Origin of the sequence: Saccharothrix australiensis (assembly GCF_003634935.1) — a bacterium.
Lineage (GTDB): Bacteria > Actinomycetota > Actinomycetes > Mycobacteriales > Pseudonocardiaceae > Actinosynnema > Actinosynnema australiense.
In genome coordinates, this window is the sequence record NZ_RBXO01000001.1 from 2241708 (window position 1) to 2255757 (window position 14050).

Below are 14050 nucleotides of genomic sequence, written 5' to 3' on the forward strand. Positions count from 1 at the left end.
GCCGGCGTCGTGCAAGATCTGCCAGACTGTCGAGCGGGCGTGTGGCCGAGTCCGGCCACCTCGCCCTGGATTCGGCGGTGACCTCATCGTGGGTTGTCCTTGGCGAGTCGCAGCACGAGCGACTTGACCGCCGCTCGTGTCGGTGGGCGTCCGATGCGTCGACGCGCGGAGTAGTCCACTTGCGGGCCACGAGTCTGCGGTGTCAGGCGAGCAGGCTGCCCGGAGTGACCCGAAAAACCTCCTACCACCAGCGGTGATCCACCAACCCGGACAGGTCGGCGAACCAGAACCGATCGGCGGGCTCGTAGCGGACCGGACCCGCGAGCTGCCGGCGCAGGATCGCGTTCTATGCCGCAATACGAGCGTTCAGCGTCCTTGTCACCTCTCTATGCAGCACTGCTGACGGGATGATCAGCAGCTTCTCGGTCAGCTTGTACAGCAGGGACACGATCACCCGAACGTGCTCTCAAAACGCTGAAGCCCTCGCTCTACCAGCGATGATGACTTTTCGAGCGGCACAAGGTGGTCGGCTGTTCACAGCATGACGGGATAGGGCGATGCGCCGTCACCGATGCAGCCGACGACGTCGCCGGACTCGTTGATGGCGAACGCTTAGGGAGGCACGACAGCAGGCGAGGGGAGCTTGCACTTCGTTGTGCTCGTTCCGGTCGTTGTACTGGCAATAGCATTAACAGCGATCATAACTTCAACAGGCCGTCTACTGGCTCGTGACGGCCGAGTGAGCTGCGGTTACTCGCGCCACCCTGATGAGGCAGGCGTGGGCAGTACTGTAGCGACGTAGCGCGCACTGAAGTGCGCACTTGCTGTTAACGGCAGCTGCCTCCTACGGTCATAGCCATTGGCGAGATGCGGCAGGGGGTGGGCACATGGTCGGGCAGCAGGCTGCCGATGGTCAACTGGTGTCGCGGGCTGAGGTGGCTCGGCTCGCGGGTGTCCGGCGGCCGGCGGTGACGAATTGGGAGCGGCGGCACGCGGACTTCCCCCGCGCGGTCCGGTCCGGGGAGAACGAGTACTTCCGGCTCGCGGAGGTTGTCGCGTGGTTGGCGGGGCGGCCGGTGCCGTCCGGCGCGCTGGCTCAGGGCGAGGCGCTGGGGACGACGTATGGGGACCGGGTTCGGCGCAAGCTCGGCGCGGCACCGGTAGGGACGGGATCCGCGCCGTCGGTCCTCGTGGAGGAAGCGAGCCAGGAGGATGTCGTCAAACTCATCGGACCGCTGGCGGCCAGGGTTCGGGGTGCCGCGCCGATGGCGGATTACCTCAGCCTGATCTTCGCGTTGCTGTTGCTCCGCTCCAACGCGGCGACTCCGCCCCCGGCAGGCGTCGACACGGCGGATGCCGTCCGGCGGTGGCTTCGGTTCGTCGGTGACGCTGCCGACAAGGAATTGCGTCAACGCGGTCTGCAACCCGGGATGCTCCTGTCGGTGATGCAGTTGCAGCCGCGCCGTGACGACCTCGCGGAGGTCGTTCGGTTGTCCAGCCGGCTCGGACCTGCCGGCTTCCGGCGGCTGCTCGACCTGTACGAGGCGGATCGCCGCATCCCGCCGAGGGCGTCGTTCACTCCGCCGGGTGTCACCCGACTGATGGCCGAGCTGGTGCTGCTCGACGCGGACGGTCCGGTCGACGTCTACGACCCGTATGTACGCGGTGGTGAACTGCTCGCCGCGGTCGTCGAGGCGAGCAGTGGCCGAGGCGGTGAGGTGCGGCCGGTCCTATTCGGGCGAGGCCGGAATGAGGAGTCACTCCGACTCGCCGGGGTAAACCTGGCCGTCCACGGCACCTCGGCGCAGCTCACGACCAGCGCCGGGGCTCCATGGTGTGACCACCGTGGTCGCGAGCGGAAGGCGCACCTGATCCTGACCAATCCGCCGTTCAACGACGATGAGACCGGGGCGGAGTGCGAGGTCGGCTGGACTTACGGCGATCCGCCGGCCGGCAACGCCAACTTCGCCTGGTTGCAGCACATCCTCGATTCCCTCGACGAGGGCGGTCGGGCCGTGGTGCTGATGCCCAACAACGCCGCCGTGTCCGAGCGCGAGCGGGTGATCCGGAAGGAGATGGTGGGGCGCAGTGTCATCGAGTGCGTCATCGCCCTGCCGCCGCAGTTGTTCACGGGCACACCCATTGCCGCGGCCCTGTGGTTGCTGAGGACTCCGGCGGCCGAGCCGCGCGAGGTGTTGTTCCTCGACGCCGGGCAGCGCGGTGTGAAGAAGGCCGGTCGACGCACCCTCACCGAGCAGGACGTGACGGACCTGGTCCGCGCAGTGCGGGCGTGGCGGTCCGACTCGGTGGTCGAGGAGGGCGTAGCGGGGTCGGCCGGCCCGGACCGGATCGAGCTGAACGGCTACTCCGTGCACCCGTCGGACTACGTGAGCACCGGGTCGGCACGTGCTCGTGCCGGTATCTCCGACGTGCACGGAAAGCTGTCCCGGCTGTACCACCTCGCGCGCGACGCCGACTCCCGGTTGGGCGAGCTGAACCTCGACCGTCTCGTCACCGGCCTGTCGAACCGCAACCCGAAGCCGTGGAAACGGGTGCCGCTCACATCGTTGTGCCAGATCCAGGCTGGGCCGTCCTATTCCCGGCTGGGTGCGCAGACGCGCACGGCGCAGGGCACGGTTCCGTTGGTGCTGCCCAAGCACATTCGTGATCGGCGCATCGTGGCCGCCGGTGACGAACTGGTCGGCGAGGAAATCGCGGTGCGGCTGCCGAGGTTCCGCCTGGCGGCCGGGGACATCGTCTGCGTGCGGACCGGTTCGACCGGTGCTTCCGCCCTCGTGACCGAGGACCAGGCCGGCTGGCTGTGCACGACCAACCTCCTGCGGTTGCACGATCTGGACAGTGAGATCGACTCCCACTACCTGCTCGCATACCTGTCCTCGCCCGAAGTCGTCGAGTGGATCAGGAACCGCTCCAAGGCCGCCTCCGCGGTCACCTCCATCAACGTCGCCACCCTGGGGCAGTTGCCTGTCGTCGTGCCCCCGGAAGAGGAGCAACGCCGTATCGGCATCGCATTGACCGTTCTCGACGAGCAGATCGCCGCGTACCGAGAGCTCGCGGACACGACGCGTCGACTGCACACCACCTTGTCGGATCACCTGCTGTCAACGCCGAACTAGGAAGGGCTGTCGTGTCAAACCCCAACTCGCGCCAGGTGCGCAACCTCTGGGTGCTGGTGTCCGTGCTCTTCTCCCTCCTGGTGGGTCTGGTGACCGGCGTGGTGAAGAACGCGACCGGTGCCGGTGTCGCCGAAGCTGTGCTGACCGGCGGATCCGCGTTCGCCGGCTCGATGGTGCTGTGCCTGGGCGTCCTCGCGTTCCTGCACCAGTTCGAGCACTGACCGGCCAGGGTCGGGGAAGCTCTACCCTTGGCCGGAGCTCCGGTCTGTCGGTTGTCCGGGATGGCCTGGGTCAGCGTTGATGTCGTTTCCCATTGGCCTGACCTGTGAGTTAGCCGCTGCGGTGCTGGCTCTTGGTCAAATCGTGTCGATGGAGGAAACGTGGTGGCCACAGCACTTCTGGTGGCGGTGACGACTCGGTCCCATTATTCCCACACGGGCGTTCGACGCTGGCCCGTCATGGGAGGAAGGTGGGAGGAAATTGGGAGAAGTCAAGGTGAAACAACAGGATCGAGCTGCGCTCAAGTGCATCTAACCGCACTGTCGCGACCTGTCAATTCGATGTCTTCGCAGGTCGGTCCATGATCTGGTCCACCCTGGGGGTCAAGGGGTCGCAGGCTCAAATCCTGTCGTCCCGACGGCCAGGAGGGTCTTCGCAGGTCAGATACTGCGAAGACCCTCTTCTTGTGATTTTGGTGAGTTCTTCGAGGTCGAGCACGTCGCTCAGCGACACCTTGACTCGGAAGGACTGCCGCGATGCCCCTGCTGGACCTGGACAAGATCACCACCGGCCTGTCGAAGACCTGGGCCGGCTACCTGCGGGACTGGGGCCGGACCCCTGCGTTCGGCCAACCACCCGGAGACGACCCGCTACAACTACCTGCTCGCCGCCGCCCAGTTGGCGCGGTACCTGGCCGAGCATTCGTCCGACGCGGATGCCGACGACGCGGCCGACAACCCGTGCGAGGTGAGCAAGGGCCACGTCGAGGCGTTCCAGGCGTGGATGATCGACACGCGCTCGGCGGCCACCGCGCTGAACCAGCACAAGGGCCTGCACAGTTCTTCAAGTGGCTCATGGTCGACGAGGAGAACACCGACCGCTCGCCGATGGAACGGGTCAAGCAGCCCAAACCGACCAAGAAGCTCATCCCGATAATCCGCGACGACGACACCAAGAAGGTCCTGGCGCCTGCAAAGCAAGGACTTCGTCCAGCTGCACGACGAGGCGATCATCCGCCTCTACTACAACACCCGGCGCGCGGCTGTCCGAAGTCGGCAACCTGACCCTGGCCGACCTGGACATGAACACCGACTCGGCGCACTACCACGGCAAGGGCAACAAGGACCGCCGCGTCCGCTTCGGCCCCAGGACCGCCCGCGCCCTGAGTCGCTACCTGTGGGCCCGCACCAGGCACAAGGGAGCCGACCTGTCCGACCTGTGGCTGGCCGACCGCGGCGTCCGCCGCCTGGCCCCCAACGGCATCAAGATCATGCTCAAGCGACGCGGCCTGGCCGCCGGACTGACCGGCGTCCACGCCCAACGCTGGCGCCACAACTTCGCCCATGAATGGAAGAAGGCCGGCGGAGACACCGGCGACCTCATGCTCCTGCTCGGCTGGACCTCCGAGGACATGCCCCGCCACTACGGAGCCGGCGCGGCAGCCGAACGGGCTCACGAAACGCAACTTCGGATGGGGATCGGTGAACGCGTCTGATACCCGAGGTCGCCTCGCATGGGTGCGCAGGTTCGAATCCCCGGCGGGAGCACCAAAGGATGGGAACAGGGTTGACCTTGGGATTCGTACTGGCAGCTTGGTTGTGGAGGCGCGCTTCGCGCTGGCGCGGCCGGATGTGTCAGGAGGCGGCGGAGGGTAGGTGCTGACCCGCTCGGCAGGACCAGTCGTTACGGACATGCCTAGCTCCGCGTGCCGTGAACGTCCGCTTCTGCCGAGGAGCGGATGTCCCTTGCAGCACCTGGCCCCGCTGCCCAGAGACGAATCGAACAAGTCCATGTCCTGCGCAGTAGGGGTTCGGAGCCGACTGGCACGGGGCCTTACCGATATCCGTCACACGCGGACGGGCTTCGTCGGGCCGAATCCGTGAGCCGGTTGGCCAGTTCCGCGACGAGGTCACGGAGCTCGTCCGGTTGCTCGATGACGAACGGCAGGTCCAGCGACGCGAGCACGGCGGGCAGCCAGTCGAGCCGTTCCGCGCGCAGTTCGACATGGGACCAGTACTGGGTCTCCGCGTCTGCGCTGCTCGCGGACGGCGACTCCGTCACGACCGCGACGCTGGCGGGAAGCCGGGTGTGGATCTGCTCGGCTGTCCCCTGGACCCACAGGGTCACCTCATACCGGTATGGAGCCGTGGCGAGTCCGGACAGGACGCGCCGCGCCGGATCGAGTCCGGCGGGCGGCTCGAACGAGCCGGGCAGGGTCCTTGCTCCGGCGATGCGATCCAGCCGGAACGTCCGGTCCTCGCCGATCGTGGCGTCCATACCGGTCACGTACCACCTGCCCGAGTGGGCGACGAGCCCATACGGGTGCAGCGTGCGCTCGCTGTGTCGGCCGTCAGCGGCGGTGTACCGGATCGAGACAGGCCGGTGGTGGCTGACCGCGTCGGCGATCGAGAGCAGGACTGCGGTCTCGGGGGCGGTTGACTCGCCGGACGGAGCCGTGAAGGCGAGAGTGCCGAGCACGCTGTCGAGTCTGCGGCCGAGCCGCTCCGGCAGCACCCGCCGGATCTTGGCCGCCGCGGTCTCGCTCGCCGTGCCCGTGGCCGTCAGCAAGCCGACACGCTGGCCCGCGACCAGGCCGAGCAGCACGGCGAGCGCTTCCTCGTCGCTCAGCATGAGCGGAGGCATGCGGTAACCGGAGGCGAGCCGGTAGCCGCCGTAGCGGCCGCGCACCGACTCGACGGGCACGTCGAGGTTTATGAGGTGGTCGACGTAGCGCCGCACAGTGCGCTCGTCGACCTCGAGCCGATCGGCGAGCTCGGCCACGGTCCGGATGCCGCCCGACTGCAGGAGCTCCAGCAGGGTGAGCACGCGGGCAATGGGTCGAGACATGCCCGCAAGTCTCCCCTGGATACCGGGCGGGTTCTGTCCGGTATCCATCGTAGCGTGCGGTCGCAAGCACCGAACACCAGGAGAGAACCCCATGGACTTCGTCTCGATCCGCATCATCACCGGCGACGTCGCCCGTCTTGTCGACTTCTACGAGCGCGCCACCGCAGTGCGGGCGAGCTGGGCCAACGAGGACTTCGCCGAGCTCAGCACCGCCTCGGCCACCCTCGCGATCGCCAGCACCCGCACCGTCGCCCTGTTCGCGCCTGGCGCTGCCCACCCGGCCGCCAACCACAGCGTCATCCTCGAGTTCCTCGTCGACGACGTGGACAGCGTGCACCAGAACCTCACCGGCCTCGTAGAGGACTTCGTCAACGAACCCACCACGATGCCCTGGGGCAACCGCTCGCTGCTGTTGCGCGACCCCGACGGCAACCTTGTCAACTTCTTCACCCCCGTCACCCCAGCCGCCATCGAGAAGTTCGCCCGCTGACACCAGCACAGCCGCGGCAGGCAGCGAGGCGGTCGCGCGGAAGAGGCACCCGCCGGACGAATAGCAGAACTCGCGACGCCCTGTCAGGGACTGTAAAACGAGCGCTGTAACTCGGGTTGAGGTGGGTTGCTTGCGTCCGGTGGCCAGGCGGCCGTCGAAGGCGATGTCGAAGGCGTTGAGGGCGGTCTTCCAGCGCATGGTCCAGCGTTTGCGGCCGGTGCCGGTCGGGTCGAGGCTCATGATTGCCGGGTGGACGCGTGTGAGCGCGGCCTGGTCGTCGGGGAGGTGGCCGCGGGCCTTCACGGCGCGGCGGATGCGGGCGTTGACCGACTCGATGGCGTTGGTCGAGCAGATCACCCGCCGGATCTCGACGTCGAAGGCGAGGAAGGGCACGAACTCGGCCCAGGCGGTTGCCCCACAACCGGACGATGGCCGGGTAGCGGGCACCCCATTCCCGGGTGAACTCGGCGAACCGTTCCTTCATCGCGGCCTCGGTCGGCGCGGTGTAGACGGGCTTGAGGGCCTTGGCCACGACGCCCCAGTGCCGGCGGGCGGCGTAGCGGAAGCTGCCGTGCAGCAGGTCCACGACGCAGGTCCGGGGCACCGCGCGGGGCCGGACGGTGCCGATGGCGTCGGGCAGGCCGGTCAGCCCGTCGCAGACCACCATGGGCACATCCGCCACGCCGCGATTGCGCAGCTCGGTCAACACGTGCAGCCAGTACTTGGCGCCCTCGCCGCCGTCGCCGGCCCAGAGCCCGACGATGTCGCGATGCCCCTCGCAGGTCACGGCCATGGCCATGTGGATCGGCCGGTTGACGACCTGGCCGCCGCGGATCCCGACGTGCACGGCATCGATGAACATCACCGGATAGACCGGGTCCAGGGGCCGGTTCTGCCACTCGACCATGCCCTCGGCCACCTTGTCGGTGATGGTCGAGATGGTCTGCCGGGAGACCTCGGCACCGTGGACCTCGGCCAGGTGCGCGCTGATCCCGCCGATGGTCAGCCCTTGGCCGACAACGGGATGACCATCTCGTCAACGCTGGTCAGGCGCTTCCGCCGCTTGGCCACAATCCTCGGCTCGAACTCGGCGTTGCGGTCACGCGGCACGTCGATCTCCACCGACCCGACATCGGTGAGCACGGTCTTCGAGCGGGTGCCGTTGCGTAAGTTCCCCGTTCCGCGACCAGCAGGATCGTGCTTGTCGTAGCCCAGGCGGTCGACAATCCCGCCCTTCCAGGGCCGACTCCAACAGCCGCTTCGTCAGCTGCTGGAGCACCCCGCCCTCACCGGTCAACTTCAGCCCGCCCGGCCCGAGCCCGGCTGACCAACCGGTCGACCAACCGCTCGTCCAAGCCCTCCAGGGCGGTCTCGGGCATGGCGTCCTCAGCGTGCTCCACGCCGGACACCATCCCGGTCATCAGGTGCGCATCCTTGAACAGGGGTTACACCACTTGCTTTACAGGTGCCGTTCGACCTGAAGTGCGGGGCTGAGGTTCAGGTGTGGAATCGGGTGGTCTCGTCGAGTTCGGCGCGTGGCATCGTGATGGTGTTCGCTGGCGCGGAGGTGTCGGCGTAGCCGAAGGAGATGCCGAGCAGGATCTTCCGGTCCTGGATGCCCAGTTCGGCGCGGATGGTGTCGGCGTAGAAGCTCAGGAGTCCTTGCGGGCAGCTGGCTATGCCGTACGCGGTCATGGTCAGCAGCAGCGTCTGCGTGTAGATGCCCACGTCGGCGGCCATGCGCACCTCAGCGTTGGGTGCGGTGAACAGCAGCGCGACGTGCGGGGCACCGTAGAAACGCAGGCTTTCGGCGTTGTAGGCATCACGTGCGGCGTGGTCTTCGCGGTGGATTCCCAGGGCCGCGTAGAGCCGTTCGCCCGAATGCTGGCGTCGTTGCTGGTAGGTGCCGCGGTAGAGGTCTTCGCTGTAGGGGAAGTCCAGGGAGAGGTTCTTCCGGGCGTGGGCGGTCACGAGTGCCTGCGCGAGGCGGTCCCGGGCAGCGCCGCTGACCACCTCGACGTGCCAGGGCTGGGTGTTTGAGTTGGACGGCGCCGCACCGGCCAGGGAGAACACGGCCCGCAGTGTCTGCTCGGGCACGGGGTCGGGGCGAAATGCGCGGGTGGCCCGGCGTCCCCGGATCAAACGTTCGGCGTACTCGGGCATGCAGTGGGTGACCACGGTCTCACTTCCACAGATCATCGTTCCTAAGTAAACGGTGCCGTTTACCTCCTGGGAGGCTACCAGGGAGGACGCGACGGAGGTAAACGGAGGCGTATACTCAGGTCGTGGTCGAGCGGAACCCGACTCCCCGCCGTGGACGCGGGGCACGCCAGCGCATTCTGTCCTCGGCCACGGCACTGTTCGAGGCGCAGGGGATCAACGCCACCGGCATGGAAGAGGTGGCGTCGAGGGCCCCGGTCTCGAAGCGCACCCTCTACATCCACTTCCCCACCAAGGACGACCTCGTGGTGGCGTACCTGCGGCACCTCACGGAGGCCGGACTCACGATCGAGAGCGTGCTCGATCGGCGGGATCTCACTGCCCGGGAGCGGCTGCTCGCGTTGTTCACCGTGCCCGACAATGGCACCGGGCCCATCCGGGGCTGCCCGTTCGTCGATGCCGCTGCCGAGTTCCCCGACCCGGACAGCCCGGCACACGGTTACACGCGCCAGCAGAAGCAACGCTTCACCCAGCGCATCGTCGAGTTGGTGAACGAACTCGGCGCAGCACACCCCGACATCCTCGGTGAGCAACTCGCGATCCTCGCGGACGGAGCCGCCACCAGGGCAATGGTGCTCAACGATCCCGCATGCGGTCGCCACGCCCGAGCAGCTGCGGAAGCCTTGCTCGACGCCGCCACCGCCTGACCTCGCCCGGGGCAAGGTCAGAACAACATCCGGTTGCCTCAAGCACGCACATGCCGCGAGCCGTGCGCCGGTGGCCTGGACTCCCGGTCGTGTCGAGGGGCGGTCTGCCGAGGGTTCCGCAGGGCAGTGGGCACGCGGTGTCCCGTCGCGTGGGGCAGGATCGATCCAGAGCATGAGTGACCTGGACCGGCTTGCGCTGCTGTGGGAGGAGCACGTGCGTGCGCCCTCGCCGCACCTTCGTGGCGTGGACGTCGAGGGCGAGGACATGGTGCTGCTCGACGCGGACTCCGCCGGTTGCGTCTCCGGGTCGCTGTCGCGATCCACAACCGACGCCACGCGCCGAGGCGCTCACCGGTGAGGTGATCGCCTGGATCGATCCGCGCGGCACCACACCCCTGTACCCAGGAAGGACACTGGTGCGGTACACCGAGGTCGAGCAGAAGTACACGTTGCCCGACGCCGACGCCCTGAACGTCCGCCTGGTCGAGCTGGGGTCCACCGCCGGTGAGCCGTCCCGGCGGGTCGACGCCTACTACAACCACCCGGCCAAGGACTTGGGCCCGGAGCGAGTCGTGGGTGCGGGGTGGTTCGGAAGCTGGAGCGTAACGTTGTCAGCGGTGTTGGCCGGTCTGCCGGCGAACCTGACCGGCGACGGCTCGAACGCAACGATCCGTCCGCCTGCCGACGCGGCCTTCGCGATGCACGGCGACACCATGCGAACCCGCATGGGCAGGCTCGCGACCGCTGGCCGATGTCAGTGGCAGGCCGGGCAATGTCACTGTCAACGGACAGGTGAATGCAGCAGAACTTCCATCTGCTGTCGTCCATGCCGGATCGAGTAGGTCTTGCCGGTGGGCGAGCGAGCTCGCCCACCGGCAAGACCGGGTGGTCAACCCCGGGTTTCGACGATGAAGCCCGTGTTCTGGACCAGGTGCTCGCCGCATTCTCCGTAGACGAGCCAGGGGTTCGGGCGGGCGCCGATCCAGCCGCCGACCCGGTTGGAGCCGTCGGAGCAGTAGGTGATGGTGCGGATCTGCCCTGACGCGACGGAACAGCCACCTGCCCACCGGTGGGGGTTGGGCTTGTGGAACCCGTAGCAGTTGTAGCTCGCGGCCGCGGTCGGCGGCGTGGAGGACGACGCCTCGGCGGGGCCGGCGACGGCCGGTGCCGCGCCGACCAGCGCGGCACCCGCCGTGGCCGCCAAGGCGAGTACGAGTTTGCGGTAGTTCATGGGACTGCCCTTTCGTCATCGGTTGTTCCGGTCCGGCCGCGTGGCCGGCAGCGGTGGTCGGCGATCGGCTCGACCTGTTTCGGCTACCGGCAGCGACCTCGTTGCCACCGTGCACGTCCGAACGTGTGAACTTTCGGTGTTTTCCTCAAAACCGAAGGTCGGGGTGGCTATCACGGTGGTGGGGGTGCGGGGTGGCGGATGTGCGGGTGTTGGGCGAGTTGGCTGTGCACACGGACGGCCGTCGGCTGGATCTGGGGCCGGCCAGGCAGCGGTGCGTGTTGGCCGCCCTGGTGATGGACGTCAACCACGTGGTGCCGGTGGAACGCCTGATCGAACGGGTCTGGGGCGTGGATGCGCCGGCGCGGGCCCGGCCGACGCTGTTGACCTACCTCTCGCGGCTGCGGCAGACGCTGGCGGGCGTGGACGCCGTGGAACTCATCCGGCGGTCGGGTGGCTATCTGCTCACGGTCGAAGAGTCCGCGGTCGACCTGTATCGGTTCCGCGCCCTGTGCGACCGCGCCCGCGAAGCAGAGAGCGCTCAGGCAGTGCGGTTGCTGAACGAGGCGTTGGACCTGTGGCGAGGCGAACCCTTGTCCGGCCTGGCCGGAGATTGGGCGCTGGCCGAGCGTGACCGGCTGGCCCAGGAGCGGCTGGCCGCCCGGCACGACCTGGTCGACGCGAGGCTCCGGGACGGTCAGGGCGAGGAACTGGTGGTGGAGTTGGCCGCGCGGTCGGCGGAGCACCCGTTGGATGAACGGGTCGCGGCCCAGTACCTGCTGGCCCTGTACCGCGGGGGCCGGCAGGCCGACGCCCTGGCGCACTACCAGCGGGTTCGGGAACGACTGGTCGAGGAGCTGGGCACTGATCCCGGCCCCGCGTTGCAGGAGTTGCACCGACAGGTCCTGGCCGCCGCCCCGGCACTGCTCGCCGCGCCGGCGCGCACCGCGGCCAAGCGGGCGGTCGTGCCCCGACAACTCCCGGCCGCACCGGCATCGTTCGTCGGTCGCCGGGAGCAGTTGGACCGGCTCGATGCGGCCCTGCGCGCCACTTCCACGAGCACGGTGGTCATCTCCGCGATCGCCGGCGCGGGCGGTGTCGGCAAGACCTGGTTGGCCTTGGCGTGGGCGCACCACCACCTGGACCGGTTCCCCGACGGTCAGCTGTTCGTGGACCTGCACGGCTTCAGCCCCGCCGGGGAGCCGATGGCACCGGAGGCGGCGGTGCACCGGTTCCTCGACGCCCTGGGTGTGGAGCCCGGTCGGATCCCACCGGACCCGGACGCGCAGGCGGCGTTATACCGCAGCCTGGTCGCTGACAAGCGGGTCCTGGTCATGCTGGACAACGCGGCCACCGTCGAGCAGGTCGTGCCGCTGCTGCCGGGCAGCCCGTCGTGCACCGTGCTGGTCACCAGCCGCAACCGGCTCGCCGGCCTGCTCGTCCGCCACGCCGCGCGGCCCCTGCACTTGGACGTCCTGTCCGACGCCGAGTCCCGCGCCCTACTGGTGGCGTCACTGGGCGAGACCCGGATGGCGGACGAGGGACCGGCCGTGGCGGAACTGATCGGGTTGTGCGGCGGGTTCCCGCTGGCGCTGAGCATGATCGCCGCCCATGCCGCCGCCGACCCCCGCGTGCCACTGGCCGACACCGTCGCCGAACTGCGCGAGTTCGGCCTGGACGCGCTGGACTCCGCCGACCCGACCGCGAGCCTGCCCGTCGTGCTGTCCTGGTCCCTGCGCCGACTCACCGAACAACAACGCACCGCCTTCGCCCTGCTGGGCGTCGCCCCCGGTCCCGACACCACCCTGCCCGCGACCGCCGCCCTCACCGGCCTGCCACCGACCGTGACGCGCAAAGCGCTGTCGGCGCTGGAGGAGGCGTCGCTGCTGGAACGGCGGCCGGGTGGCCGGTACGCGATGCACGACCTGGTCCGCGCCTACGCCGCCACCACCGCCCACACCCTGCCCGAGCACGTGCGGCACGAGGCCCTGGTGCGGGTGACGGACTTCCACCTGCACACCGCCCACGCCGCCGACCGCCTCCTGAACCCCCACCGCCCACCCGCGCGGCCCGACACGCCCGCGCCCGGCGTCCACCCGCACCCGCTGTCCGACGCCGCGGCCGCGCTGGCCTGGCTGGAAGCCCAGCACGCCACCCTGCTCGCCACCCAACGCACCGCCGCCACCCTGGGCCGCCACCACGTCGTCTGGCACCTGGCCTGGGCACTGGACACCTTCCACTTCCGGCGGGGGCACCGGCGCGATGCGCTGGCCACGTGGCGGGCCGCGCTGGCAGCCGCCGAACACCTGTCCGACCTCACCGCCCGCAGCCGTGCCCACCGCCTCTTCGGCAATGCCTGCGCCCGTCTGGGTCGGTACGGGGAGGCCGCCGGGCACTTGGACCGCGCCCTCGCCCTGGCCCGGCAGCACCACGGCCCCATCGAACAGGCCCTCACCCACTACGCGCTCACGGCCGCCTGGGAACGGCAGGGGGACGACCGGAGGGCACTGGAGCACGCCCGCCACGCCCTCGACCTCTACCGCACCCTCGACCTGCCGGTGTGGGAAGCGGACGCCCTCAACGCGGTGGGCTGGCTCGCCGCGCGGCTGGGCGAGTTCGACACCGCCCGCGACCACTGCCTCGCCGCCCTCGCCCTGTTCCGCCGCCACCGCTACACCGACGGCGAGGCGACCACCCTGGACAGCCTCGGCTTCATCGCCCACCGCACCGGCGACCACCAGCAGGCCCTGGACCACTACCACCAGGCGCTCACCCTGTACCGCGCCCTCGGCAACACCTACCACGTCGCCAACACCCTCGATCGCCTCGGCCAGCCCCACGCCGCCCTCGCCCGGACCGGCCAGGCCCAGGCGGTGTGGCGGGAGGCGCTTGCGCTGTACCGCGACCAAGGCCGCGACGACGACGCCGACCGCGTCCAGAAGCGACTCGACGACCTCGCCCACACCAGTCCGAACGAAAGCCCTTGACCAGGCCGCCGAAGCAGCCCGACCACCAGGGGAGGAGGCGCGAGGGGGCAAAGCGGCTTGACGGCAGAAGAGGGACCTCGACGCGACGCATGACGACAGCGGAAGTCCGGACTCAAGCCGGGCACACAAAGCAAAGGGGCCACATTTTCGGGGAACAGCCTGGTGCCGGGGACGGCTGCCCACGCAACACCCGGCACGCAACCGTCCTCTGGGTCTGCTCCGCCGTGCGGAACGACCGACCGTCCGATCGCCCTCGGCCGGGCAGTGCCAGCCTC

General features: G+C 68.9%; 12 protein-coding genes and 1 pseudogene. 9 read left to right on the top strand and 4 right to left on the bottom strand.

Going from position 1 to position 14050, the window contains the following annotated elements:
• Window positions 1-887: 887 nt before the first annotated feature.
• From C8E97_RS10645 to C8E97_RS35890, 4 genes are all read left to right on the top strand, one after another.
• Window positions 888-3137, top strand: coding sequence for a type I restriction-modification system subunit M/S (locus C8E97_RS10645; protein ID WP_121003965.1), 2250 nt, complete (start codon window positions 888-890; stop codon window positions 3135-3137).
• An 11-nt stretch (window positions 3138-3148) separates the two neighbouring features.
• Window positions 3149-3358 (top strand): hypothetical protein, encoded by a 210-nt coding sequence (locus tag C8E97_RS10650; RefSeq protein ID WP_211346963.1) that lies wholly within the window; start codon window positions 3149-3151, stop codon window positions 3356-3358.
• A gap of 777 nt (window positions 3359-4135) precedes the next feature.
• Window positions 4136-4420: a hypothetical protein gene (locus C8E97_RS35885; RefSeq protein WP_246019461.1), complete on the top strand. Its 285-nt coding sequence runs from the start codon at window positions 4136-4138 to the stop codon at window positions 4418-4420.
• Between the two features lie 17 nt (window positions 4421-4437).
• Window positions 4438-4851 carry a tyrosine-type recombinase/integrase gene (locus C8E97_RS35890; RefSeq protein ID WP_246018795.1) on the top strand — a complete coding sequence of 138 codons (414 nt, stop codon included), beginning with the start codon at window positions 4438-4440 and terminating at the stop codon, window positions 4849-4851.
• Between the two features lie 338 nt (window positions 4852-5189).
• Here C8E97_RS35890 and C8E97_RS10660 read toward each other — a convergent pair whose 3' ends face one another.
• Window positions 5190-6182 carry a helix-turn-helix transcriptional regulator gene (locus tag C8E97_RS10660; RefSeq protein WP_484336681.1) on the bottom strand — a complete coding sequence of 331 codons (993 nt, stop codon included), beginning with the start codon at window positions 6180-6182 and terminating at the stop codon, window positions 5190-5192.
• A gap of 112 nt (window positions 6183-6294) precedes the next feature.
• Here C8E97_RS10660 and C8E97_RS10665 point away from each other — a divergent pair, with 112 nt between their 5' ends.
• A complete protein-coding gene (locus C8E97_RS10665) occupies window positions 6295-6693 on the top strand; it encodes a VOC family protein (protein WP_121003974.1) in 399 nt (132 codons plus the stop codon).
• Between the two features lie 144 nt (window positions 6694-6837).
• Here C8E97_RS10665 and C8E97_RS10670 read toward each other — a convergent pair.
• Together C8E97_RS10670 and C8E97_RS10675 are read right to left on the bottom strand one after the other, a co-directional pair.
• Window positions 6838-8114, bottom strand: a pseudogene (locus tag C8E97_RS10670) (IS256 family transposase); the annotation flags it as partial.
• 76 nt (window positions 8115-8190) lie between these two features.
• A complete protein-coding gene (locus C8E97_RS10675; protein WP_211346964.1) occupies window positions 8191-8856 on the bottom strand; it encodes a nitroreductase in 666 nt (221 codons plus the stop codon).
• A 122-nt stretch (window positions 8857-8978) separates the two neighbouring features.
• Here C8E97_RS10675 and C8E97_RS10680 point away from each other — a divergent pair, with 122 nt between their 5' ends.
• From C8E97_RS10680 to C8E97_RS10690, 3 genes are all read left to right on the top strand, one after another.
• Window positions 8979-9560, top strand: a complete 582-nt coding sequence (locus C8E97_RS10680) for a TetR/AcrR family transcriptional regulator (protein WP_121003980.1) — start codon at window positions 8979-8981, stop codon at window positions 9558-9560.
• Window positions 9561-9732: 172 nt separating this feature from the next.
• Window positions 9733-9918, top strand: coding sequence for a hypothetical protein (locus tag C8E97_RS10685; protein WP_121003983.1), 186 nt, complete (start codon window positions 9733-9735; stop codon window positions 9916-9918).
• A 1-nt stretch (window position 9919) separates the two neighbouring features.
• Complete coding sequence (locus tag C8E97_RS10690) at window positions 9920-10402, top strand: CYTH domain-containing protein (RefSeq protein ID WP_147455050.1); 483 nt, start codon at window positions 9920-9922, stop codon at window positions 10400-10402.
• Window positions 10403-10449: 47 nt separating this feature from the next.
• Here the strand turns inward: C8E97_RS10690 and C8E97_RS10695 are convergent, their stop codons facing one another.
• Window positions 10450-10791 (bottom strand): hypothetical protein, encoded by a 342-nt coding sequence (locus tag C8E97_RS10695; protein WP_121003989.1) that lies wholly within the window; start codon window positions 10789-10791, stop codon window positions 10450-10452.
• Window positions 10792-10997: 206 nt separating this feature from the next.
• Here C8E97_RS10695 and C8E97_RS10700 point away from each other — a divergent pair, with 206 nt between their 5' ends.
• Window positions 10998-13775: an AfsR/SARP family transcriptional regulator gene (locus C8E97_RS10700; RefSeq protein ID WP_342776275.1), complete on the top strand. Its 2778-nt coding sequence runs from the start codon at window positions 10998-11000 to the stop codon at window positions 13773-13775.
• Window positions 13776-14050 lie beyond the last annotated feature (275 nt).